This is a genomic window from Streptomyces sp. NBC_01003 (assembly GCF_045162695.1).
Taxonomy (GTDB): Bacteria; Actinomycetota; Actinomycetes; order Streptomycetales; family Streptomycetaceae; genus Streptomyces.
Genome location: NZ_CP108707.1, coordinates 6256320 through 6279738, shown reverse-complemented (window position 1 = coordinate 6279738; position 23419 = coordinate 6256320). Strand labels below are relative to the sequence as shown.

Genomic DNA, 23419 nt, shown 5'->3' with positions numbered 1-23419 from the left:
GGCCGCCGCGCGCTTCGCGTCCTCCACTTCGTCCACTCAGCTCACTCCGCCCGTCACACGTCCGCTCACCCGGAAGTCCCCCGTGTCATCCCTCTCACACATTGTCCCTACCTGACCGACTCCCGGAACGGACGACAAGTTCCCGGCGTCTCAAAAGGCGGAGGGGGGCAGTGTCGGCTTCCTCCCGACCCATGACGCATCATGGGATCATCACACCGGAGCCTCGGGGCTCCCGCTGCCCGAGGAGACACCCCCGCATGACCAAGCGCCACGGTTATGCCCTGTTGGCCGCGGTCGCGGCCCTGGTCGTCGTGATTTCGGCCGCCATATACCTGGGCGTCTCCGGCGCCTTCGACGGCTCGGACAGCACGGTCAGCGCGGGCCCCCGGCACCCGCAGAACTCGGCGGCCCCCGCCTCCACCGGCACCTGGTCGGGCAGTTGGTCGGCCTCCCCCGCGGGCGGCGAGCCCGGCACAGAGACCGACGGCCTCGCGGGCCGCACCGTGCGCAACGTCGTGCACACCAGCATCGGCGGCACCAGTGCCCGCATCACGTTCTCCAACCTCTTCGGGCAGCAGCCGCTCAGCATCACGCACGCCTCGATCGCCGTCGCGGCCGCGCCCAACACCCCGGCCGCCGCGGCGGGCACCCTGCGCCGCCTCACCTTCGGCGGCAACACCTCGGTCGTGATCCCGGCCGGCTCCCAGGCCATGAGCGACGCCGTTCGACTGCACGTCCCGCACGACGCGGACATGCTCGTCACGACCTACTCGCCCACCCCGTCGGGCCCGGTCACCTACCACCCGCAGGCCCGCCAGATGTCGTACGTCGCCCAGGGCGACCGCGCGGAGGACGCGACCGGCGCCCCGTTCACCCAGCAGACCCCCTTCTGGCGCTACGTCACCGCGCTCGACGTGCTGAGCAACGAGTCGGACGGCACCGTCGTCGTGATCGGCGACTCCCTGACCGACGGCGTCACCTCGACGGTGGGCGCCAACCGGCGCTGGACGGACGACCTCGCCGACCGGCTGCGCGACGAGAACGGCGCGGCCCGCTACGGCGTGGTCAACCAGGGCATCAGCGGCAACCGCATCCTGTCCGACGGCCTCGGCCGCCCCGCGAACAACCCGAGCGGCCTCTCCCGCTTCGACCGGGACGTCCTCGACCGATCAGGCGTCAAGGCCGTCGTGATCGCGCTCGGCGTCAACGACATCCTCCGCAACCCGCACCAGAACGACCCCGACAAGATCGTCGAGGGTCTGCGGGAGCTGACCCGGCAGGCGCACACGCGCGGCCTGCGCGTGGTCGGCGCGACGCTCATGCCGTTCCAGGGCCACCGCGGCTACGAGCCCCGCCTCGAAGGCGTGCGCCAGGCCGTGAACGCGCAGATCCGCTCCGGCAAGGTCTTCGACGAGTTCGTCGACTTCGACAAGGCGCTGCGCGACCCGTACAACCCGCGCAAGCTCCTGCCCGCGTACGACTCCGGTGACCACCTGCACCCGAGCGACTCCGGCTTCCGCAGGATGGCGGACACGTTCAACCTGACGACGCTGAAGGGGTCGACGCCGGCCGAGCTGTAGTGCCCGGCCCGGCTGCACCACCGCTCACGGCGCGGGTGCGCTACCGCTCACGCCTGTCGCGGCGCTCCTCCGCCCGCTCCCACTGGCGCTGGCGCCGCTCCTCGTGGCGCTCGTGCCGCAGCTGATGGCGTTCGGCGTGCCGCTCGCGGTGCCCCTCCAGCGCCTCGAGGTGCGCGGCCATGCGGTCCAGCTTGTCCTGGCGGCGCTCCTCCTTGAAGCGAAGACGCTCCTCGCGCCTCGCCTTGCGGTCCACGCCGACGCCGCCCATCAGGGCGAACCCCCGCACGACGACCCGCGGGGAGCCCGGCGTGCCCTCGCCCGACGCCCGGTCGTCTACGCCGCCCATGATGCCGAAGCCCTTGACCGTGACATCCAGCTCCGGCGGCACCTTGATCTGGATCCCGCCCATGATCGTGAAGCAGTTGATGACCACGTCGCGGGACGCGAACCGCGCCTCCCGCAGATCGATCTCGCCCCCGCCGAACATCGCGAACGAGGTGAACCTCTCGCCCACCGTCCAGCGCCCCTTGCGGCCGAACCCGCCGAAGAACGCGAGCGCCCACGTGGACGTGGCCTCCCCGCCGATCCGCGTCCGCCAGTCGAGCGCGCCCTCGGGCTGCGGCTCCTTCACAAAGCTCACCGGGGTCTCCGGCGCCGCCGCGCCCGCCCCCGGCAGATCACGCGTGAGGGGCGCCAGCTCGCCGTACGTACGCGCCTTGTACACGGCCTCGAGCCGCTCGTCGAACTCCTCCATGTCCAGGCGCCCCTCGGCGAGGGCGTCCCGCAGGACCTCCGCGACCCGGTCCCGGTCGGCGTCGGAGGCCCGCAGCTCGGGCAGGTCGTTCGGCTCGGGGCGCTCAGGGCGTTCGTCCGTCATGGGACCAGCCTACGAGGGCGCGGCCGTTCCTCCCAGGGATGGTTCCTCACGGGCGTACATCCGGGCGATCACGGACTCGATGTCCGGCTCCCGCACCGACAGATCCGCCAGCGGGTACTGAGCCGCGATCTGCGCGACCAGCGGCGCCGCCGACTGCGCGGCCGGGAACGCCAGCCACTGGCGCGGCCCGTCCACTTTCACCACCCGCGCGAACTCCACTTCCAGCGGCGGCAGTTCACGCTCCAGGTCGACCACGAGGGTCCGCTCGCTCTCCCCCACCTGGTGCAGGCCGGCGAGCTGCCCGTCGTACATCAGGCGGCCGTGGTCGATGACCATGACGCGTTTGCACAGCTGCTCGATGTCGGTCAGGTCGTGCGTGGTCAGCAGCACCGTCGTACCGCGCTCCTCGTTCAACTCCCGCAGGAATCCCCGCACTTTTACCTTGGAGACGACATCGAGACCGATGGTCGGCTCGTCGAGGTAGAGCACCTCGGGGTCGTGCAGCAGGGCCGCCGCGATGTCGCCACGCATGCGCTGCCCGAGGGAGAGCTGCCGTACCGGCGTGTCCAACAGGCCGCCCAGTTCAAGGAGTTCGACGCACCGGTCGAGGTTTGCCCGGTAGCGGGCGTCCGGGATGCGGTACATGCGGTGCATCAGCCGGTACGAGTCGATCAGCGGCAGGTCCCACCACAGCGTCGTGCGCTGCCCGAACACCACGCCGATCCGCCGCGCGAGCCGCGTCCGTTCCCGGGACGGCTCGATGCCCGCGACCCGCAGCCGGCCCGCGCTGGGCGTGAGGATGCCGGTCAGCATCTTGATCGTGGTGGACTTGCCCGCGCCGTTCGGCCCGATGTAGCCGACCATCTCGCCGCGCGGCACGCTGAAGGTGAGCGAGTCGACGGCCCGCACCTGATGGCGCTCGCGCCGCAGCAGGCCCGTCTTCCTGCGCACGTCGAAGACCTTCTCCACGCCGTCGACCTCGATGAAGTTCTCAGTCATACGCCTTCAGCTCCCGGTGCTGCGGTACGAACGGACACCCGCGCGCCAGGCCAGACCCGCGAGCGCGCAGCTCCCGGCGGCCACCAGCGGCGGCGTGAAGGCGAGCCACCAGGGCAGGCCGATGGGATAGGGGCGGCCGAGCACGTACAGCGCGGGCAGCCAGTTGACGAAGGCCAGCGGCACGACGAACGTCACGCCGATCACGAAGTCCCTGGCGAACACCGTCGGCGGGTACTGGAGCAGCGTCAGCCCGCCGAACGTGAACGCGCTCTGCGCCTCGGCCGCGTCCTGCGCCCAGAACTGGAACGCCGCCCCCGCCACGTACACCGCGCCGAAGATCGCCGCGCCGCTCAGCAGCATCACCGGCAGCAGGAGCAGCTTGGCGGGCGTCCAGTCGACGTCGAGGCGCGTCAGGGACCAGCCGAGGACCAGGGCGCCCTGGAGGAAACGGCCGAGGCGGCGCAGGCCGAAACGGTCCGCGGCGACCTGGACGAGCACCGGGGCGGGGCGCACCAGGAACGCGTCGAGAGAGCCGTCGCGCACCCGCAGCCCGAGATCGTCGACGCTCCCGAGCAGGAGGGCGGTGATCCCGAAGGAGACGGAGGCGGTCCCGTACAGGAAGGCGGTCTCCGCGAAGCTGTAGCCGCCGATCGAGGTCGCCTGCGAGAACATCATCCAGATCACGACGAAATCGAGCGCCGTGACAAGGAAGTTGGTGAGGACCGCGGCCGCGAACGACGTGCGGTAGACCAGGGTCGAGCGGATCCACATCGCGGCGATCAGGCCGTAGACCCGTACGCTCCCCATGCCGCCGGTGTCAGCCACCTTGAAGCACCACCTTGCGTGTCGCGGAGGACTGGAGGAGGCGGCCCGCGGCGAGCAGGACGACCGCCCACCCGGCCTGGAAGGCGTACGCCATGAGGACTTCGGCCGCGCCGGAGCGGGCGCCGAGGAGGATGTCGGCGGGCATCTGGAGGAGCGACGCCCACGGCAGCACCCGCGCGATGTCGCCGAGCGCGCCGGGCATCGCGTTCAGCGGCAGCAGCAGCCCCGTGAAGAACATCCCCACCAGACCCCCGAACTGCAGGACACCCGACCCGTCGAGCAGCCAGAACGCGCTCAGCGCCAGCACATAGCGGATCGCGAAGCTCACCACCACGGCCAGCACCACCGCCCCCAGGAACTCCAGCCACACCACCGGATCGCCCGGCAGCGCGAGCGGAAACGCGAGCGCGCCCACCGTCAGCGGCACCAGACCCCGGCTGAACAACTGGAACGCAGCCCGCCCCAAGTCCCCGGCCAGCCACCACAGTTGGAGGTCCACGGGCCGGTACAGATCCACGGCGATGTCGCCGTTGCGGATCCGCGCCACCATGTCGACGGCGAACCCCGCGTTGAACATCGACAGGGCCTGCGCGAGCGCCTGCCCGATCCACACATACGTCAGCGCCTGCGCCTGGTCGTACCCGCCGAGCCCCGGCCGCTCGTCCCACAGCGCCATGTACGTGTACGCCACGATGAACCCGAAGACGGTGTTCGTGAACACGCCCGCCGCGGTGGCCGAGCGGTACGTCGCGTAGCGCCGGAACCCTCCGGCGGCGACGGCCGCGTACAGCCGGAAAGTCCCCACGGACAAACTCCCGCCCTCGTCTTCCGTTCTGGACCAAAGCGCAGGAGCCTAGTGGGAGCAGGGTGTACCGTGCCACGCATTTTCGGCTCCCTCGGCGCGTGCCACGCCCCGGCCGCACCACCCATCGATGCCAGAGTGTCCGGCAGGAAGTAAAGAGCCGTACGAGGCGTACGTGACGTACGGAGGGAAACAGGAGTTCCACAGGGCATGAGCGACGAGCCGCAGCAGCCGAAGGCCGCAGAGTCCGGGAACGCCGGGAAGGCCGGGAAGCCGGCGAGACCCAAACGCCCCCGCCGCACGGGCTGGCGCCGCCTGATCCCCACCTGGCGCATGGCCCTCGGCACGATCCTCGGCTTCCTGCTCCTGTGCATCGGCCTGTTCGCCCTCGGCTACGTCCTCGTCAAGATCCCGCCCGCCAACGCCACCGCCACCGCGCAGAGCAACGTCTACCTGTACGCCGACGGCAGCCAGCTCGCCCGCGACGGCGAGATCAACCGCGAGAACGTCTCCCTCTCCCAGATCCCCAAAGCCGTCCAGCACGGCGTACTCGCCGCCGAGGACCGCGACTTCTACAACGAGTCCGCCATCGACCCCAAGGCGATGGTCCGCGCCGCCTGGAACACCCTCACCGGCAAGGGCAAGCAGTCCGGCTCGACGATCACCCAGCAGTACGTGAAGAACTACTACCTGGGCCAGGAACAGACCATCACCCGCAAGGTGAAGGAGTTCTTCATCTCGATCAAGCTGGACCGCGAGGAGAGCAAGGACCACATCCTCGAGGGCTACCTCAACACCAGCTACTTCGGCCGCAACGCCTACGGCATCCAGGCCGCCGCCCAGGCCTACTACGGCGTCGACGTCGAGGACCTCACCACCGCACAGGGCGCCTACCTCGCGGCCCTCCTCAACGCCCCCAGCTCGTACGACGTCATCGCCCACCCCGAGAACAAGGCGCAGGCCGTCGCCCGCTGGAACTACGTCCTCGACGGCATGGTCAAGGAGCGCTGGCTCAGCGCGGCCGACCGCCAGAAGATGACGTTCCCCATGCCCGACGACGCCAAGGGCCCCGCCGGGATGTCCGGCCAGCGCGGCTACCTCGTCCAGGCCGTCAAGGACTACCTCACGGACAAGGGCATCATCGACGAGGACACCCTGGCCGTCGGCGGCTACCGCATCACCACCACGCTCCAGAAGAAGAAACAGGACGCCTTCGTCAAGGCCGTCGACGACAAGCTGATGTCCCAGCTCGACAAGGAGAACCGCGCCGCCGACCGCAACGTCCGCGCCGGCGGCGCCGCCATCGACCCCGCGACCGGCAAGGTCCTCGCGATGTACGGCGGCATCGACTACACGAAGCAGTACGTCAACAACGCCACGCGCCGCGACTACCAGGTCGGCTCCACGTTCAAGCCGTTCGTCTTCACCTCGGCCGTGGAGAACGCCTCCACCACCCAGGACGGCCGCACCATCACCCCGAACACCGTCTACGACGGCACCAACGCACGCCCCGTAGAAGGCTGGAGCGGCGGCTACTACGCCCCCGAGAACGAGGACACCGTCGACTACGGCCCCATCACCGTCCGCACCGCCACCGACAAGTCCGTCAACGCGGTCTACGCGCAGATGGCCGTCGACGTCGGCCCCGACAAGGTCAAGCAGACCGCGATCGCCCTCGGCCTCCCCAAGAACACCCCCGACCTGACCGAGTCCCCCTCGATCGCGCTCGGCCCGTCCACGGCCAGCGTCCTCGACATGACCGAGGCGTACGCCACCCTCGCCAACCACGGCAGGCGCGCCACGTACACGATCGTCGCCGAGGTCACCAAGGACGGCGAGAGCATCGACCTGCCCGAGCACACCACCGAGCGCGCCGTCACCCGCGAGTCCGCCGACACGACCACGTCCGTCCTGCAGAGCGTCGTCGAGGGCGGCACCGGCACCGCCGCCCTCGCCGCGGACCGGCCCGCCGCCGGCAAGACCGGCACCGCCGAGGAGGACACGGCGGCCTGGTTCGCGGGCTACACCCCCGACCTCGCCACCGTCGTCGCCGTCATGGGCCAGAACCCCTCAACCGGCGCCCACACCCCGCTGTACGGGGCGCTCGGCCTGTCCCGCATCAACGGCGGCGGCTTCCCGGCACAGATCTGGGCCCAGTTCACCAAGGCCGCGCTCAACGGCAGCCCCGCCAAGGACTTCGACCTGGACCTGGAGTCCGGCGCCGAACAGCCCGAGATCCCCTCGGCCGCACCGGACGAACCGTCCACCGAACCGACCACCGGCGAGCCCTCCAGCGAACCGCCGTCCGAACCGGCGTCGTCCGGCCCCCCGACCGAACCGTCCACGCCGGCGGAGCCCACCCTCGAGACTCCGTCAGAGGAACCGAACCCACCGTCAGGACCGGTGAACGAACTCTTCGGTGACTCGGACTTCACCCGCGGTCCCGACTCCGACGAGTGACGGTGCCCCTTGGACGACCGACAGCGCCCCTCAGTGGCCCGACGTCGCCTTGAGACCCATTAGTGGCCCGACGTCGCCTTGAGACCCACGATCGCCACGATCAGCAGCACGATGAAGAAGATCCGCGCGGCCGTCGCCGGCTCACCGAGCGCCAGCATGCCGACGACGGTCGCACCGGCCGCACCGATGCCCACCCACACGCCGTAGGCCGTACCGATCGGCAGGGTCTTGGCGGCGTAGGAGAGCAGCACCATGCTGGCGACGATGCCCGCGCCGGTGAACACGCTCGGCCACAGCCGGGTGAACCCGTCCGTGAACTTCATGCCGATCGACCAGCCGACCTCGAGAAAACCGGCGATCACGATAAGAACCCAGGCCATGACAGGCACCTCCGTCAGTTGGATCAACAGGGGTGCGTCGTCTTTGCGATACCCGGTACGGCGCGTCTCGTCGGGGTCCCTCAAAGGTAGCAAAGAACGTGCAAAAGGGCTGGTGACAACGGTCACCAGCCCTTGAGCGACGCAATGAGTACGAGCCGCGCGGGTCTAGAGGTACAGCCCCGTCGAGTCCTGGGAACCCTCGAAGCGGTCCGCGGCCACCGCGTGCAGATCGCGCTCACGCATCAGCACGTACGCGACGCCCCGCACCTCGACCTCGGCCAGGTCCTCCGGGTCGTACAGCACCCGGTCACCCGGCTCCACCGTCCGCACGTTCTGCCCGACGGCCACCACGACGGCCCAGGCCAGGCGCCGCCCGACCGCCGCGGTCGCCGGAATCAGGATGCCGCCGCCGCTGCGCCGCTCACCCTCGGCGGTGTCCTGCCGTACGAGCACACGGTCGTGCAGCATGCGGATGGGCAGCTTGTCGTGCTGGGTGCTGTTCTTCTCGCTGTTGGCGCTCACGCCCCGAAACCTACCTGCCGCGGCCACGCCCGTACGCAGGAAGGGTCAGCGCTTGCGGCGCCGCGCGGTCACGGCGAGCAGCCCCACGAGACCGACCACGACGACAGCCACCGGGAGGATGCGCTCCACGCGCGGCGCACCTTCCTCGGAGACGAACTGCGCCTTCACATCCGACACCAGCCGGTTCGCACCCACATAGGCACGCCCGACGGAGTGGTCGACACTCGAGACGAACTTGGCCTTCGCGTCGCCGACGATCGTCTTCGGGTGCACCCGCACCCCGATCTCGTCGAGCGTCTCGGCCAGCGCCTCGCGACGGCGCTTTATGTCCGCCTCGATCTGCGCCGGGGTCCGCGCATCCGACGTTCTCGACGTGTCCGACACCGCGCTGCCTCCATGGTCGCTGTTATGGCACTGGTCGTGGACAGTCTGTCAGCTCGGCGGACGTCGCACCCCACGGCACCCCCATTACGCTCGGGTCCCGTACCCGTATCCCGTACGAGGAGTCCCACCATGAGCGAGCGACTGACGACCGGCGACACCGCCCCCGCCTTCACGCTGCCCGACGCGGACGGCAACGAGGTCTCCCTCGCCGACCACAAGGGCCGCAGGACGATCGTCTACTTCTACCCGGCCGCCCTGACCCCCGGCTGCACGAAGCAGGCCTGCGACTTCACGGACAACCTCGACGTCCTCGCGGGCGCGGGCTACGACGTGATCGGCATCTCCCCGGACAAGCCGGAGAAGCTCGCCAAGTTCCGCGAGAAGGAGAACCTCAAGGTCACGCTCCTCGCCGACCCCTCGAAGGAGACCCTCGAGGCTTACGGCGCCTATGGCGAGAAGAAGCTCTACGGCAAAACGGTGACGGGCGTGATCCGCTCCACGATCATCGTGGACGAGGACGGCAAGGTCGAGCGGGCCCTCTACAACGTGAAGGCCACCGGCCACGTCGCGAAGATCATCAAGGATCTCGGAATCTGACCCGTCGGCCGCGGATCACCGCAGGCCTTCCGGGTACGCGCAGATGTGACGGAAGTCCCCTTCGAAGGGGACTTCCGTTTGCGATCGCCACCTTCGAGCAAGTGATCCCGTGGAACTTCGCGTCCAGAGAAGGGAACACTCCATGTCGGGCGTACTCGACCCCGAACAGACCGGGTCCGCCGCCGACCCAGCGGCGGTCAAACGCCACCGCGCCCTCTTCCGCGCGGTGAAGCGCAGGAAGAATCCGCCTCTCCGCCGCACGGACATCACCGTCACGGACGAGGCCGCGGTGAAGCGGGCCGTCAAGGCCGCCTCGCTGGGCAATGCCATGGAGTGGTTCGACTTCGGCATCTACAGCTACCTCGCCGTCACCATCGGCCACGTCTTCTTCCCCTCCGGGAACGCGACGGTCCAGCTGATCTCCTCCTTCGCGACCTTCGCCGTCTCGTTCCTGGTGCGGCCCATCGGCGGCATGGTGTTCGGCCCCATGGGTGACAAGATCGGCCGCAAGAAGGTCCTCGCGACGACGATGATCCTGATGGCGATCGGCACGTTCGCCATCGGACTGATCCCGTCGTACGCCACCATCGGCTTCTGGGCACCCGTCCTGCTGATCTTCTTCCGCCTCGTCCAGGGCTTCTCCACGGGCGGCGAGTACGGCGGCGCCTCGACGTTCATCGCCGAGTACGCGCCCGACAAACGCCGCGGATTCTTCGGCAGCTTCCTGGAGTTCGGCACCCTCGCCGGCTACGTCGGCGCGGCGGGCCTGGTCACCATCCTCACCACCCTCCTCGGCAGCGGAGGCATGGAGTCCTGGGGCTGGCGCGTCCCGTTCCTGGTCGCCGGCCCCATCGGCCTCGTCGGCCTCTATCTGCGGCTGCGCCTCGACGAGACGCCCGCCTTCCAGAAACTGGAGGACGAGTCCTCGCACCGGGCCTCGGACGCCGCGTCGAACGTCGAGACCACCGCGAAGGGCGACCTGGCCAAGATCTTCCGCGACTACTGGCCGACGCTGATCCTGTGCATCTGCCTGGTCGGCGCCTACAACATCACCGACTACATGCTCCTGTCGTACATGCCGACGTACCTGTCCGACGAGATGGGCTACAAGGAGTCCCACGGACTGCTCATCCTCATCGCCACGATGCTCGTCCTCATGCTGGTCATCAGCCAGGTCGGCAAACTCTCCGACCGCTTCGGCCGCAAGCCGCTCCTCATGGCCGGGATGCTGGGCTTCTTCTTCCTCTCCATCCCCTCGTTCCTGCTGGTCAAGAACGGCGCCCTGTGGGCGGTCTCGCTCGGCATGCTGCTCCTGGGCCTGTCCCTGGTCTGCATGCTCGGCACGATGTCGGCGGCGCTCCCGGCCCTCTTCCCCACCCAGGTCCGCTACGGCTCACTCTCCGTGGGCTACAACCTCTCGGCATCCCTCTTCGGCGGCACGACCCCGCTGGTCATCACGGCCCTGATCAGCGTCACGGGCTCGGACATGATGCCCGCGTACTACGCCATGGCGGCGGCCCTGGTCGGCGTCATCGCGGTGGCCTGCATGAAGGAAACGGCCCAGCAGCCCCTGGCGGGCTCCCCGCCGTCGGTGGAGACACAGGAAGAGGCGGCAGAACTGGTGGAGTCCCAGGCGCGGGCACCGAAGTTCTGACCCGCTGACCTGCCCCTCCGGACGGCCTGCTCCGCTGCCCCTTCCCCGGGCACCGGACCGGGTCGTTCCGCATTCCGTGCGTGACAGTCCGATTTTCGGATCGTTAGTCCGTGCGAGGTCACGAACGCGTGACCAGAGCGGAGGGGTCCAGTGGGGACCAGTGTGTACACGAAGGAACGCCTGGAAGTGGCGGCCCAGGGGGCACGGACACTGTCGGAGGCGCTGGAGAGGCTGGGGGTGGACCCGAGGAGTTCGGCGCGAAGGCATGTCCTTAAGCGGATGAAGAAGCTCGGCGTGGACATCTCGCACTTCGAGCGCGAGGGGGTTCGGTGGACGCGAGAGATCCTCCAGGCAGCGGTCTCGGCCTCGACGAACATGTGCGAGGTGCTGCGTCATCTCGGACTTGAGGTGGTCGGCGGTCACCACACGCACATCAGCCGCCGGATCAAGGCGTACGACATTGACACCTCGCACTTCCGGGTACCGACCCGGCGCGGGAAGCCGTGGCACCCTCGAACGCCGGAGGGTCTGCTCGTCGAGCAGTCGGCCACTCAGGCCCGGCGCATCCCGAGCGATCGGCTCAGAAAGGCGATGACGGAGTCGGGAGTACCCGAGGAATGCGCGCTCTGCGGTACGCCGCCCGTGTGGCGAGGCCATCCGCTCCCTCCGGAGGTCGATCACGTCGACGGCAACTGGCGCAACAACCGCCTTGAGAACCTTCGATTTCTCTGCCCCAACTGCCATTCGACGACGGACACTTACCGGGGACGCGGCAAGGGACGCGTCAGAAGCGACGCGTCATGAGCACTGGCGTGCAGTACACCCGCGAGCGGCTGGCTCAAGCGGCCGAGCAGTGCTCAAGCCTCGACGAGGTCATCACCTTCTTCGGCACTCAGCCGTACGCCAATCTCAAGCGCCACTTGTACAAGCGCTTCGAGCACTTCGGCATCGACGTCTCGCACTTCCCTCAAGTAGGCCGCCGGCATGGAGGCCTACCCAGCGAGAACGAGTTACGACTGGCCGTCGCTCGGTCCACTTCGGTCGCGGGAACTCTTCGACTGCTACAACGCCCGGACAACACGCGCCTGCGCGCGCTGTTCCCTCAGCTGACCGGCGAGTACGGCATCGATACCTCACACTTCCTGGGCCAAGGTCATCAGCGCGGGAAGCCAGGACCGACCCCCTTCAAGCGAGCGGAGGATGTGTTGGTCCGCCATGAGGGCAAGCGCCGAGCCCGAACCTTGCTGCTCCGTCGGGCGCTCCGCGAAATCGGCGTACCCGAGGAGTGCACCGAGTGCGGGGTCGGGGCTGAGTGGCTCGGCAAGCCCATGACGCTGGAGATCGATCACATCAGCGGCGACTGGAGCGACGACCGGCGAGAGAACCTGCGGTTGCTCTGCCCCAACTGCCATGCAATCACCAGCACCTGGTGCAGAGGCGGCCGACGGCGAGCTTCGCAATAGAGAGCTCCGTACCGACCGGCGGCTCGGCCCAGTAAAGTAGGCCGCGGCATGAGCGCCCGTACGCCAAGGGCTGAGCGGCGATCTTTAGGTGGTCGTGTTTGTCGGTTCGAATCCGACCGGGCGCACAGGAAAAGCAGGCCCCGCACCTTTGATTCGTAGGTGCGGGGCCTGCTTGCGTTCAGCCCAACAGCTCCCGCACCACCGGCACCAACGCCCGAAACGCCTTCCCCCGGTGCGAGATCGCGTTCTTCTCGGCGGCGCTGAGCTCCGCGCACGTCCGCGTCTCCCCGTCCGGCTGCAGGATCGGGTCATACCCGAAGCCCCCCGAACCCGCCGGCGCGTGCCGCAGCACTCCCCGCAGCTGACCCTCGACCACCCGCTCCGTGCCGTCCGGCATGGCCAGCGCCGCGGCGCAGGCGAAGTGGGCGCCTCGGTGGGTGTCGGAGTCGATGTCGCCGAGCTGGGCGAGGAGGAGGTCGAGGTTGGCCTTGTCGTCGCCGTGGCGGCCGGCCCAGCGGGCGGAGAAGATGCCGGGCGCTCCGCCGAGTACGTCGACGCACAGGCCCGAGTCGTCGGCGACGGCGGGCAGGCCGGTGGCCTGGGCGAGGGCGTGGGCCTTGAGGAGGGCGTTCTCGGCGAAGGTGACGCCGGTTTCCCTGACGTCGGGGACGTCGGGGTAGGCGTCCGCGCCGACGAGGTCGTGGGGCAGGCCTGCGTCGGCGAGGATCGCCCTGAGCTCGGTGATCTTGCCGGCGTTGCGGGTGGCGAGGATGAGGCGGGTCATGGGGACCAGTATCGCGCCGGTGTTACGGCGTGCAGACCTTGGTCAGTTCGCCGGCGGCGTCGGTGACGGGGGTGATGTCGGGGGTTTCGTCGCCGTTCTTGATGGCCGTACGGACGTTGCCCACCGCGGTGTTGAGGTCGTCGACGGCCTTGGAGACGTCGGCGTTGTCGGTCTTGTCGCCGATCTTGTCGAGGTTCTTGTCGATGGAGTCGAGCGCCTTGTCGGCCTGCGCGGGGTCGTTCGTCGCGTTCTCGACGGCCTGCTGGAGGTCGCTGACGCTGTCGGCGATGGAGTCGGCGGTCTGGACGCAGTCGAGCGCCTTGTCGAGCGCGCCGCAGCCGGCGGCGGCCGGTACGGCGATGAGTGCCGCGGTGGCGGCGAGTACGGCGATGCGGCGACGGTGTCGCGGGCGCGCGGCCATGGAACGGTCCTCCCCTTGTGTACGGACGGGCGCACGGCGAGATGCCGTGCGCCCGTCCGTAGTGACGCAGTTGACGTCTTTCGGGTTGCCACCCTACTTGGCGTGCTCTTTACCTTTCCAGGGTGGCCTCGAGTGCCGCGCGCTGGGCGGTGGCGAGGTCGGCGCAGCCGGAAACGGCAAGGTCGAGGAGGGAGTTGAGTTCGTCGCGGGCGAACGGCTCGGCCTCGGCGGTGCCTTGGACCTCGACGAAGCGGCCGTCGCCGGTGCAGACGACGTTCATGTCGGTGTCGGCGCGTACGTCTTCCTCGTAGCAGAGGTCGAGGAGGGGGATGCCGCCGACGATGCCGACGGAGACGGCGGAGACGGTGCCGGTGAGGGGCTGGCGGCCGGCCTTGATGAGCTTCTTGCCCTGGGCCCAGGTGATGGCGTCGGCGAGGGCGACGTAGGCGCCGGTGATGGCGGCGGTGCGGGTGCCTCCGTCGGCCTGGAGGACATCGCAGTCGAGGACGATGGTGTTCTCGCCGAGGGCCTTGTAGTCGATGACGGCGCGCAGCGAGCGGCCGATGAGGCGGCTGATCTCGTGGGTGCGGCCGCCGATCTTGCCGCGGACGGATTCGCGGTCGCCGCGGGTGTTGGTGGCGCGCGGGAGCATCGAGTACTCGGCGGTGACCCAGCCTTCGCCGCTGCCCTTGCGCCAGCGGGGGACGCCTTCGGTGACGGAGGCGGTGCAGAAGACCTTGGTGTCGCCGAAGGAGACGAGGACGGAGCCTTCTGCGTGCTTGCTCCACCCGCGTTCGATGGTGATGGGGCGGAGCTGTTCGGGGGTGCGGCCGTCGATACGAGACATGGGAGGGAGCCTAGCGAAAACGCCGAAGGCCCCGTTCCGGGTGTCCGGTGCGGGGCCTTCGTCGTGGTGCCTAGGCGGGTTGCCGGGCTCTCACATCATGTCTTCGATGTCGGCGGCGATGGGGTCGGCGTCGGTGCCGATGACGACCTGGATGGCGGTGCCCATCTTGACGACTCCGTGGGCGCCGGCGGCCTTCAGGGCGGCTTCGTCGACCTTGCTCGGGTCGATGACCTCGGTGCGCAGGCGGGTGATGCAGCCCTCGACCTCTTCGATGTTGTCGAGCCCGCCGAGCCCGGCGACGATCTTCTCAGCCTTGGTGGCCATGTGGTTCTCCCTGACTTCTCTCTTGGCCCGCCATGGGCCCGCTTTGTCACGGTAACCCACGGTTGGACCATCTTCACGAGCGGTCATGCAGCCCGTGACGAATGATGACGATCACGGCGCCATGCCCTCACAGGCCGGCGCCGGCCGACCCGTCCCGCAACTGGTCTACACCAGTTTCCCACGACCGCCAAACGTACTGCCACAGCGGCTTGTTCCGGGAGGACGCCCATGAGCGCCGACAGCGCGGCCGTCTACAGACCGAGCCCGTGGAGCAACCTCTTCCAGGGTCTGCAGAAGATGGGTCGCAGCCTCCAGCTCCCCATCGCCGTGCTGCCCGCGGCGGGCATCCTCAACCGGCTCGGCCAGCCGGACGTCTTCGGCGACGAGGGCCTGGGGTGGACCGATGTCTCCAAGGTGATGGTCGGCGCCGGTGGCGCCCTGCTCGACGGCGCGCTCGGTCTTCCGCTGCTGTTCTGCATCGGTGTGGCGATCGGCATGGCCAAGAAGTCGGACGGTTCGACGGCGCTCGCGGCGGTCGTCGGCTTCCTCGTCTACTACAACGTCCTGCACCAGTTCCCCGTGGACTGCGGCCCCGGCGCGAAGGCGGTCGTCACCGGCTGCGCGGGGCCGGACGGCGCGGTGGTGCCGTTCGGTTACCAGAACCCGGGTGTCTTCGGCGGCATCGTCATGGGCCTGCTCGCCGCGTTCTTCTGGCAGCGCTTCCACCGCACGAAGCTGGTCGACTGGCTGGGCTTCTTCAACGGCCGCCGGCTCGTCCCGATCATCATGGCGTTCGTGGCCATCGCCGTCGCCGCGACCTGTCTGTGGATCTGGCCGCCGATCGGCGACGCCCTGGAGAGCTTCAGCGACTGGCTCGTGGGTCTGGACTGGCTCGGTGCAGGCATCTTCGGTGTCGCCAACCGCGCGCTGCTGGTGATCGGCCTGCACCAGTTCCTGAACGTGCCCATCTGGTTCCAGTTCGGCACGTACACGAAGCCGGACGGCACCGAGGTGCACGGTGACATCAACATGTTCCTGGCGGGCGACCCGAACGCGGGCCAGTTCACCTCGGGCTTCTTCCCCATCATGATGTTCGCGCTGCCGGCCGCGTGCCTGGCGATGACGCACTGCGCGCGCCCGGAGCGCCGCAAGGTGGTCGGCGGCCTGATGCTGTCGGTCGCCCTGACCTCGTTCGTCACCGGCATCACCGAGCCGATCGAGTACTCGTTCCTCTTCGTGGCGCCGGTGCTCTACGCGATCCACGCGGTACTCACCGGCGTGTCGATGGCGGTGACGTGGGCGCTCGGTGTGCACGACGGCTTCAGTTTCTCGGCGGGGCTGATCGACTACGTCATCAACTGGAGCCTGGCGACCAAGCCATGGCTGATCATCCCGATCGGGCTGGCCTTCGGGGTGGTCTACTACGCGATCTTCAGGTTCGCGATCACCAAGTTCAACCTGAAGACGCCGGGCCGCGAGCCCGAGGATCAGGTCGAGGACGTCACGAAGGCCTGACGTCCCACTCCCCCTCCACGCCACCAAGACCCCCGGACCTCCTGGTCCGGGGGTTTTGTTCCGCGCTGCCGCATATGACTGAGCGCACATGGATCCCGGGAAGGAGCGGGTTCCTTATACGACCTTCACCGTGCTACAACAGGTCTACACCACTGAGTGGTGTAGACCACGCGGCCGCAGGGCCGGGTTCCCGAGACGCCGCCGTCCCCAACTGTCCCCCGGGCGGCGCCTTGCCTACTGGAGGATGTTGTGACCACGGCCAGTGCCGCCCCCGCGGCCGCCAAGAAGAAGGGCGCGGGCGCGATGGCTGTCATGCAGCGCATCGGCCGCAGCCTCATGCTGCCGGTCGCGGTGCTGCCCGCCGCCGCGCTCCTGGTCCGGTTCGGGCACCCCGACATGCTCGGCAAGGACTCGTTCCCCACCTTCATCACCAAGCTGGCGTCGTACATGTCGGCCGGCGGCGGTGCGCTGCTCGACAATATGCCGCTGCTGTTCTGCGTCGGCATCGCCATCGGCTTCGCCAAGAAGTCCGACGGCTCCACCGCGCTCGCGGCCGTCACCGGCTACCTGGTCTTCCAGAAGGTGCTCGCCACCTTCACGGACAGCAACCTGCCGAAGGTCGCCGCCGTCGTCGACGGCAAGATCGTCATGAACGAGGCGCCGGTCAACGCCGGTGTGCTCGGCGGTGTGGTCATGGGCGTCGTCGTGGCCCTGCTCTACCAGAAGTTCTACCGGACCAAGCTGCCCGACTGGGCGGGCTTCTTCGGCGGCCGCCGCCTCGTCCCGATCCTCTCCGCCTTCGCGGGCCTGGTCATCGGCATCGTCTTCGGTCTCATCTGGCCCGTGCTCGGCGCCGGTCTGCACAACTTCGGTGAGTGGCTGGTCGGCTCGGGCGCGGTCGGCGCCGGCATCTTCGGTGTCGCCAACCGTGCGCTGATCCCGATCGGCATGCACCACCTCCTCAACTCGTTCCCGTGGTTCCAGGCCGGTACGTACGAGGGCAAGAGCGGCGACATCGCGCGCTTCCTCCAGGGCGACCCGAGCGCCGGCCAGTTCATGACCGGCTTCTTCCCGATCATGATGTTCGCCCTCCCGGCGGCCTGCCTCGCGATCGTCCACTGCGCCCGCCCCGAGCGCCGCAAGGTCGTCGGCGGCATGATGTTCTCGCTCGCCGCCACCGCGTTCGTCACTGGTGTGACCGAGCCGATCGAGTTCACCTTCATGTTCATCGCCCCGGCCCTCTACGCGATCCACGCGGTGCTCACCGGTGTCTCGATGGCGCTGACCTGGGGGCTCGGCATGAAGGACGGCTTCGGCTTCTCCGCCGGCGCGGTCGACTACTTCCTCAACCTCGGCATCGCGACCAACCCGTGGGGTCTCGCGCTGGTCGGCCTCTGCTTCGCGGTGGTCTACTACGTGATCTTCCGGTTCGCGATCACCAAGTTCAACATTCCTACGCCGGGCCGTGAGTCCGACGAGGAACTGGCCGAGATCCTCAAGGCCGAGAGCAAGTAGCCCTCCGCACTACGGCGAAGGCCCCCGGAACCGAATCGGTTCCGGGGGCCTTCGTCATGCCGGGCTCAGATCTCGTACACCCGCCCGGGCGCGGCCAGTTCGGCCGGTCCGGTGTACACGGCGCGGGCGTCCGCGAGGTTGGCCTGCGGGTCCGTCCACGGCGGGATGTGGGTGAGGACGAGGCGGCGGGCACCGGCCCGGGCCGCGGACTCGCCCGCCTCGCGGCCGTTGAGGTGGAGGTCGGGGATGTTTTCCTTGCCGTGCGTGAACGCCGCCTCGCACAGGAACAGGTCGCTGTCCGCGGCGAGTTCCTCGAGCGCGACGCACGCGCCCGTGTCGCCGGAGTACGTGAGCGACCTGCCGCCGTGCTCGACGCGGATGCCGTACGCCTCGACGGGGTGGCACACCTTCTCCGTGCGCACGGTGAACGGGCCGATCTCGTGCCAGCCCGGCTTCACGGTGTGGAAGTCGAAGACCTCGCTCATCGAGGAGGCGGAGGGCGTGTCCGCGTACGCCGTGGTCAGGCGCTGTTCCGTGCCCTCGGGGCCGTAGACCGGTATCGGGGCGCAGCGGCCGCCGTCGTGGCGGTAGTAGCGCGCCACGAAGTAGCCGCACATGTCGATGCAGTGGTCGGCATGCAGATGGCTGAGGAAGATCGCGTCGAGGTCGTAGAGACCGCAGTGGCGCTGCAGCTCGCCCAGGGCGCCGTTGCCCATGTCGAGTAGCAGCCGGAAGCCGTCGGCCTCGACGAGGTAGCTCGAGCAGGCCGAATCCGCGGACGGGAACGACCCCGAGCAGCCGACGACGGTGAGCTTCATAAGAGCCGGAACCTCCGCGCTGGCAGTCAGAGAGCGGGATGGGAACAGAAGGAAGAGGGGTCGAGCGGTCCGTCGAGCGTAAGGCGCAAAAGGGCCGATCGCTCCTCAGTCGTGGGCCGTTGTGGGAGAACTCACCTGTGCTGTCACCGGTTCGGGGGGCGTGCGTCGGGTGCGGCGTCGCGCGGGTGCCACCGGTACCGTCGTCCGTATGGACACGTCATGGTGGCTCGCGCTCGCCGCGGTGCTGCTGCTCGCGCTCGTCGCGACGCTCGTCGACGGGTGGGGTCGCGGGCACCGTCGTCGGCCCGGCGGCCGGACCCGCCCGCCGCGGGGACCGCGCGCTCGCGCCACGCGGCCGCAGCCGGGCGAGATCTGGTGGGCGCAGGTGCCGTACGAGGACGGGCCGGGCGGCAAGGACAGGCCGTGCCTCGTGCTGGCCGTGCACCGGCGGCGAGTACGCGTTGCGAAGATCACCAGCAAGTATCACGACGAGCGGGCCGGGGTGATCGCGCTGCCGCCCGGGTCGGTCGGCGACGCGCAGGGCAGGCCGAGTTTCCTGGAGACGGATGAGCTCCGTGAGGTTCCCGAGGGGGACTTCCGTCGCAGGGCCGGGGTGCTGGATCCGGTGGTGTGGGATCAGGTCCGGTATCTGGCGCGGTGACGGCGGCCGGCTGACGTGAACGCGGGCTGACGTGAGAGCGGGGGCCGGGCCGCATTGCTGCCGGCCCGGCCCCCGCTTCGACGATTCGTGCTTACGCCCAGAGCTGGCCGTGCAGCGTCTCGATCGCCTCTTCCGTCGTGGCCGCCGTGTAGACGCCGGTCGACAGGTACTTCCAGCCGCCGTCGGCGACCACGAAGACGATGTCGGCGGACTCCCCGGCCGCGACCGCCTTGCGGCCGACGCCGATCGCCGCGTGCAGGGCCGCTCCGGTGGAGACGCCCGCGAAGATGCCCTCCTGCTGGAGGAGTTCACGGGTGCGGGTCACCGCGTCCGCGGAGCCCACCGAGAAGCGGGTGGTCAGGACGGAGGCGTCGTACAGCTCGGGTACGAAGCCCTCGTCGAGGTTGCGCAGCCCGTAGACCAGGTCGTCGTAGCGCGGCTCCGCGGCGACGATCTTGACGTCCGGCTTGTGTTCGCGCAGGTAGCGGCCGACGCCCATGAGGGTGCCCGTCGTGCCGAGGCCCGCGACGAAGTGGGTGACGGACGGCAGGTCGGCGAGGATCTCGGGGCCGGTCGTCGCGTAGTGGGCGCCCGCGTTGTCCGGGTTGCCGTACTGGTAGAGCATCACCCAGGCCGGGTGCTGCGCGCTCAGTTCCTTGGCCATGCGGACGGCCGTGTTGGAGCCGCCCGCAGCGGGCGACGGGATGATCTCGGCGCCCCACATCGCGAGCAGGTCCCTGCGCTCCTGCGAGGTGTTCTCCGGCATGACGCACACCATGCGGTAGCCCTTGAGGCGGGCCGCCATGGCAAGGGAGATGCCGGTGTTGCCCGAGGTCGGCTCGAGGATGGTGCAGCCGGGGGTGAGCCGGCCGTCCTTCTCGGCCTGCTCGATCATGTGGAGCGCGGGGCGGTCCTTGACCGAGCCGGTCGGGTTGCGGTCCTCGAGCTTCGCCCAGATCCGTACATCCTCGGACGGCGAGAGCCGCGGCAGCCGCACCAGGGGCGTGTTGCCGACCGCGGCGAGCGGGGAGTCGTACCGCATCCCGATCAGGCCATGCCGCCGGCCACGGCCGGCAGGATCGTGACGTTGTCGCCGTCGGCGAGCTTGGTGGTGATGCCGTCCAGGAAGCGGACGTCCTCGTCGTTCAGGTAGACGTTCACGAAGCGGCGCAGCTGCTCGCCGTCCACGATGCGCGCCTGGATGCCCGTGTGGCGGGTCTCGAGGTCGGCGAAGAGCTCGGCGAGCGTGTCCCCGCTGCCCTCGACGGACTTCTGGCCGTCGGTGTAGGTGCGGAGGATGGTCGGGATGCGGACCTCGATGGCCATGGCTGGACTCCAGTAACAGGGGAGGGTACGGAAGGGCTTTGGCGTGCGCTGAAACAGCGGTGCCCACGACTCGTCGGACCGGCGGACGGAGTCCGCCGCAGCGGTCCCGGAACCTGCGAAGCAGTGCGGGGGACGCGTCAGGGGTTGGGACAGATGGCGCTGGCGAGGCGGCACAGATCGACGTGAAGGCGCGCCACGAGCAGCATGCCCGGCGTCTTGTCGCTCACGTCGTGAAGAACCATGGGGTCATCGTATCGATTCCCGCCCGGGACCCCCGAGTGTGATCTCACCATGTGGTCGATATCCGTCCGATGGCTGGGACGCGGCTGGGGCAGGTACGGGATCGGGGAGGCCGGGTTACGGGGTGACCTCGACCTCTTCCTCGGTCACGACGCCCTCGACGATCCGGAACGAGCGGAACTGGAAGGGTCCCGCGTCGTCGGTGTCCGCGGTGGAGACGAGGACGTAGTGGGCGCCCGGCTCGTTCGCATACGTGATGTCGGTGCGGGAGGGGTGGGCCTCGGTCGCGGTGTGCGAGTGGTAGATGATCACGGGCTCCTCGTCCCGGTCGTCCATCTCGCGGTACAGCTTCAGCAGGTCGCCCGAGTCGAACTCGTAGAACGTGGGTGAGCGGGCGGCATTGAGCATCGGGATGAAGCGCTCGGGCCGGCCGGTGCCCACCGGTCCCGCGACGACGCCGCACGCCTCGTCGGGGTGGTCGGCGCGCGCGTGGGCGACGATCTGGTCGTGGAGGGCCTGGGTCAGGGTCAGCATGGGGCTCAGGATAAGCAGACGGGCCCTCCCGTACCGGAGTGCGGTACGGGAGGGCCCGGATGCTGAGACGCGGGGGGTTGCCCCGGACTGTTGGACTGCTGGACTGCTGGATTACTGAACTACTTGGACTGCTCGGAGTGCTCCGGCTGCTTGCGCTTCGCGAACGCCGCGCTCTGCGGGTTGCGGCTGCGCAGGACGACGTACGAGATGCCGAGGATGACGGCCCACAGCGGCGCGCAGTAGAGCGAGACGCGGGCGTCCTTGTCGATGCCCATCAGCACGATCACCATGCCGATGAAGCCGAGCGCCAGGATGCTGGGGATGATGCCGCCGGGAGCCTTGAAGGAGGACTGGGGCAGCTCGCCGCGGTCGGCCTTGATGCGGTAGCGGATCTGGCAGATCAGGATGACGATCCAGGCCCACATGCCGGAGATGGTGGCGAAGGAGACGACGTAGTTGAACGCCTCGCCGGGCCACTGGTAGTTGATCCAGACGCCGACCAGCATCATCGCGGCGGAGACCGTCGTGCCGATGAGGGGCGTGCCGGACTTGGTGAGCTTGGTGAAGAACTTCGGGCCCTGGCCGTTGAGCGCGAGGTCACGCAGCATGCGGCCGGTGGAGTACATGCCGGAGTTGCAGGACGAAAGAGCCGCGGTCAGGACGACGAAGTTGACGATGGCGGCGCCGACGCCGAGGCCCATCTTCTCGAAGGCGGCGACGAACGGGGAGACGCCCGGCTGGAAGTTCGTCCACGGCACGACCGAGAGGATCATGATCAGTGCGCCGACGTAGAAGACGGCGATGCGCCACGGCACGGTGTTGATGGCCTTGGGCAGGACGGTCTTCGGGTCCTTGGACTCGCCCGCGGTGACGCCGACGAGCTCGACGGCGAGGAAGGCGAACATGACCATCTGGAGGGTCATGAGGGTGGAGCCGATGCCGTTCGGGAAGAAGCCGCCGTCGGACCACAGGTGCGTGACGGAGGCGGTGTCGCCCGCGTCGGAGAAGCCGACCGTCAGGATGCCGGCGCAGATGAGGATCATGCCGACGATCGCGGTGACCTTCACCATCGAGAACCAGAACTCCAGCTCACCGAAGAGCTTCACGGAGATCAGGTTCACGGCGTAGAGGATGAGGGTGAAGACGAGCGCGGTGAGCCATTGCGGGACGCTGTCGTGGGTCCAGTACTTCATGTACTGGGCGGCCGCGGTGACCTCGGTGATGCCGGTGACGACCCAGAAGAGCCAGTACGTCCAGCCGGTCACGAAGCCCGCGAAGGGGCCGATGAACTCACGCGCGTACTCCGAGAAGGAGCCCGAGACGGGTCGGTACATGAGGAGCTCGCCGAGCGCCCGCATGATGAAGAAGATGACGAGGCCCGCGATGGCGTACGCGAGGATCAGGCTGGGGCCCGCCTTCGAGATGCCCTTGCCCGCGCCGAGGAAGAGGCCGGTCCCGATGGCGCCGCCGATGGCGATCATCTGGATCTGGCGGGCACCGAGACCGCGCTGGTAACCCTCGCCCTCACCGGACTCGCCGGGGGCCTGCACGGCCTCATTGCCGTCGTGTTGCTTGCCGACCTGCACTGAGGTCATGGTGTTGCGCCTTTCTCCATGCCGATCCGTGCCGCTGTGGCTCGGATCGACTGTGACGATCCTCGGGGTTCTGGGCCCCTGGATGGATGGAGCTGTGCCTACCGGCGGTCTGCCGGTCGGGGCGCACCCGACGAGACAGGGGTGGCGTCCGTCGGGCGGTCGTGAAGATTTATCACGGCGGCAACACTGATCGAGAAAGCCACGTGTGGCACACACCACTGGAAAAACCGGACAAAAAGCCCCTCGTATGGCATACGCGACCGCTCAAGTGACAGGATCGTTATCCGGAATTGAGC

General features: G+C 68.8%; 26 protein-coding genes, 1 tRNA gene and 1 riboswitch. Of the genes, 10 read left to right on the top strand and 17 right to left on the bottom strand.

All coding sequences use genetic code 11. From position 1 onward, the window contains the following. Positions 1-257: 257 nt before the first annotated feature. Positions 258-1580, top strand: a complete 1323-nt coding sequence (locus OG698_RS28680; protein ID WP_406106387.1) for an SGNH/GDSL hydrolase family protein — start codon at positions 258-260, stop codon at positions 1578-1580. 40 nt (positions 1581-1620) lie between these two features. Here the strand turns inward: OG698_RS28680 and OG698_RS28675 are convergent, their stop codons facing one another. The 4 genes from OG698_RS28675 to OG698_RS28660 are packed head-to-tail and all read right to left on the bottom strand — an operon-like array spanning position 1621 to position 5086. Then, a complete protein-coding gene (locus OG698_RS28675; protein ID WP_406106385.1) occupies positions 1621-2457 on the bottom strand; it encodes a DUF1707 domain-containing protein in 837 nt (278 codons plus the stop codon). 9 nt (positions 2458-2466) lie between these two features. Continuing rightward, complete coding sequence (locus OG698_RS28670; protein ID WP_406106383.1) at positions 2467-3456, bottom strand: ATP-binding cassette domain-containing protein; 990 nt, start codon at positions 3454-3456, stop codon at positions 2467-2469. Between the two features lie 6 nt (positions 3457-3462). Further along, entirely contained in the window at positions 3463-4263 is an 801-nt protein-coding gene (locus OG698_RS28665) for an ABC transporter permease (RefSeq protein ID WP_399973876.1), read from the bottom strand. Positions 4264-4273: 10 nt separating this feature from the next. Beyond that, a complete protein-coding gene (locus OG698_RS28660) occupies positions 4274-5086 on the bottom strand; it encodes an ABC transporter permease (protein WP_406106381.1) in 813 nt (270 codons plus the stop codon). A gap of 207 nt (positions 5087-5293) precedes the next feature. On the opposite strand from OG698_RS28660, the gene OG698_RS28655 reads away from it, so the two are divergent. Then, entirely contained in the window at positions 5294-7543 is a 2250-nt protein-coding gene (locus tag OG698_RS28655) for a transglycosylase domain-containing protein (RefSeq protein ID WP_406106379.1), read from the top strand. A 59-nt stretch (positions 7544-7602) separates the two neighbouring features. Here the strand turns inward: OG698_RS28655 and OG698_RS28650 are convergent, their stop codons facing one another. The 3 genes from OG698_RS28650 to OG698_RS28640 all read right to left on the bottom strand — a co-directional run bounded on the left by OG698_RS28650 (position 7603) and on the right by OG698_RS28640 (position 8829). Further along, positions 7603-7923: a DMT family transporter gene (locus OG698_RS28650; protein ID WP_406106377.1), complete on the bottom strand. Its 321-nt coding sequence runs from the start codon at positions 7921-7923 to the stop codon at positions 7603-7605. A 31-nt stretch (positions 7924-7954) separates the two neighbouring features. Continuing rightward, positions 7955-8015: riboswitch (guanidine-III (ykkC-III) riboswitch) on the bottom strand. 73 nt (positions 8016-8088) lie between these two features. Beyond that, positions 8089-8391, bottom strand: a complete 303-nt coding sequence (locus tag OG698_RS28645) for a co-chaperone GroES (protein WP_199841797.1) — start codon at positions 8389-8391, stop codon at positions 8089-8091. Between the two features lie 99 nt (positions 8392-8490). Next, positions 8491-8829 carry a DUF3618 domain-containing protein gene (locus tag OG698_RS28640; protein WP_100593986.1) on the bottom strand — a complete coding sequence of 113 codons (339 nt, stop codon included), beginning with the start codon at positions 8827-8829 and terminating at the stop codon, positions 8491-8493. 129 nt (positions 8830-8958) lie between these two features. On the opposite strand from OG698_RS28640, the gene bcp reads away from it, so the two are divergent. The 5 genes from bcp (at position 8959) to OG698_RS28615 (ending at position 12668) form a co-directional block, all read left to right on the top strand. After that, positions 8959-9426 (top strand): thioredoxin-dependent thiol peroxidase, encoded by a 468-nt coding sequence (bcp, locus tag OG698_RS28635; RefSeq protein WP_406106375.1) that lies wholly within the window; start codon positions 8959-8961, stop codon positions 9424-9426. A 142-nt stretch (positions 9427-9568) separates the two neighbouring features. Next, positions 9569-11080, top strand: coding sequence for a glycine betaine/L-proline transporter ProP (gene proP, locus OG698_RS28630; RefSeq protein WP_406106373.1), 1512 nt, complete (start codon positions 9569-9571; stop codon positions 11078-11080). 150 nt (positions 11081-11230) lie between these two features. Then, positions 11231-11884 carry an HNH endonuclease gene (locus tag OG698_RS28625; RefSeq protein ID WP_406106371.1) on the top strand — a complete coding sequence of 218 codons (654 nt, stop codon included), beginning with the start codon at positions 11231-11233 and terminating at the stop codon, positions 11882-11884. Beyond that, a complete protein-coding gene (locus OG698_RS28620) occupies positions 11881-12543 on the top strand; it encodes an HNH endonuclease (protein ID WP_406106370.1) in 663 nt (220 codons plus the stop codon). The genes OG698_RS28625 and OG698_RS28620 overlap by 4 nt, the downstream gene beginning before the upstream one ends. 52 nt (positions 12544-12595) lie before the next feature. Further along, positions 12596-12668: transfer RNA gene (locus tag OG698_RS28615), tRNA-Leu, on the top strand. A 53-nt stretch (positions 12669-12721) separates the two neighbouring features. On the opposite strand, the gene rdgB is transcribed toward OG698_RS28615, so the two are convergent. The 4 genes from rdgB to OG698_RS28595 form a co-directional block, all read right to left on the bottom strand. Next, a complete protein-coding gene (rdgB, locus tag OG698_RS28610) occupies positions 12722-13327 on the bottom strand; it encodes an RdgB/HAM1 family non-canonical purine NTP pyrophosphatase (RefSeq protein WP_406106368.1) in 606 nt (201 codons plus the stop codon). Positions 13328-13349: 22 nt separating this feature from the next. Continuing rightward, positions 13350-13748 (bottom strand): hypothetical protein, encoded by a 399-nt coding sequence (locus tag OG698_RS28605; protein ID WP_399973471.1) that lies wholly within the window; start codon positions 13746-13748, stop codon positions 13350-13352. A 109-nt stretch (positions 13749-13857) separates the two neighbouring features. Beyond that, positions 13858-14595, bottom strand: coding sequence for a ribonuclease PH (gene rph, locus OG698_RS28600; protein WP_329573197.1), 738 nt, complete (start codon positions 14593-14595; stop codon positions 13858-13860). A gap of 90 nt (positions 14596-14685) precedes the next feature. After that, the gene (locus OG698_RS28595; protein WP_264484677.1) at positions 14686-15006 is read right to left on the bottom strand and encodes a PTS glucose/sucrose transporter subunit IIB; all 321 of its coding nucleotides are present in this window, start codon (positions 15004-15006) and stop codon (positions 14686-14688) included. A 141-nt stretch (positions 15007-15147) separates the two neighbouring features. On the opposite strand from OG698_RS28595, the gene OG698_RS28590 reads away from it, so the two are divergent. Together OG698_RS28590 and OG698_RS28585 are read left to right on the top strand one after the other, a co-directional pair. Continuing rightward, positions 15148-16434 (top strand): PTS transporter subunit EIIC, encoded by a 1287-nt coding sequence (locus OG698_RS28590; protein WP_406106365.1) that lies wholly within the window; start codon positions 15148-15150, stop codon positions 16432-16434. Positions 16435-16683: 249 nt separating this feature from the next. Next, positions 16684-17949, top strand: a complete 1266-nt coding sequence (locus OG698_RS28585) for a PTS transporter subunit EIIC (protein ID WP_406106363.1) — start codon at positions 16684-16686, stop codon at positions 17947-17949. 65 nt (positions 17950-18014) lie between these two features. Here OG698_RS28585 and OG698_RS28580 read toward each other — a convergent pair whose 3' ends face one another. Further along, positions 18015-18767: an MBL fold metallo-hydrolase gene (locus tag OG698_RS28580; protein ID WP_406106361.1), complete on the bottom strand. Its 753-nt coding sequence runs from the start codon at positions 18765-18767 to the stop codon at positions 18015-18017. 208 nt (positions 18768-18975) lie between these two features. On the opposite strand from OG698_RS28580, the gene OG698_RS28575 reads away from it, so the two are divergent. Then, positions 18976-19428 carry a type II toxin-antitoxin system PemK/MazF family toxin gene (locus OG698_RS28575; protein WP_399973459.1) on the top strand — a complete coding sequence of 151 codons (453 nt, stop codon included), beginning with the start codon at positions 18976-18978 and terminating at the stop codon, positions 19426-19428. 91 nt (positions 19429-19519) lie between these two features. Here OG698_RS28575 and OG698_RS28570 read toward each other — a convergent pair whose 3' ends face one another. The 5 genes from OG698_RS28570 to OG698_RS28550 all read right to left on the bottom strand — a co-directional run bounded on the left by OG698_RS28570 (position 19520) and on the right by OG698_RS28550 (position 23123). Beyond that, entirely contained in the window at positions 19520-20470 is a 951-nt protein-coding gene (locus OG698_RS28570) for a PLP-dependent cysteine synthase family protein (RefSeq protein ID WP_390012461.1), read from the bottom strand. A gap of 5 nt (positions 20471-20475) precedes the next feature. After that, the gene (locus OG698_RS28565) at positions 20476-20754 is read right to left on the bottom strand and encodes a MoaD/ThiS family protein (RefSeq protein ID WP_116512756.1); all 279 of its coding nucleotides are present in this window, start codon (positions 20752-20754) and stop codon (positions 20476-20478) included. A gap of 137 nt (positions 20755-20891) precedes the next feature. Continuing rightward, positions 20892-20996, bottom strand: coding sequence for a putative leader peptide (locus OG698_RS28560; protein WP_324903250.1), 105 nt, complete (start codon positions 20994-20996; stop codon positions 20892-20894). 115 nt (positions 20997-21111) lie between these two features. Then, positions 21112-21528, bottom strand: coding sequence for a M67 family metallopeptidase (locus OG698_RS28555; protein WP_326775551.1), 417 nt, complete (start codon positions 21526-21528; stop codon positions 21112-21114). A gap of 119 nt (positions 21529-21647) precedes the next feature. Then, positions 21648-23123 (bottom strand): amino acid permease, encoded by a 1476-nt coding sequence (locus tag OG698_RS28550; protein ID WP_406106357.1) that lies wholly within the window; start codon positions 23121-23123, stop codon positions 21648-21650. Positions 23124-23419 lie beyond the last annotated feature (296 nt).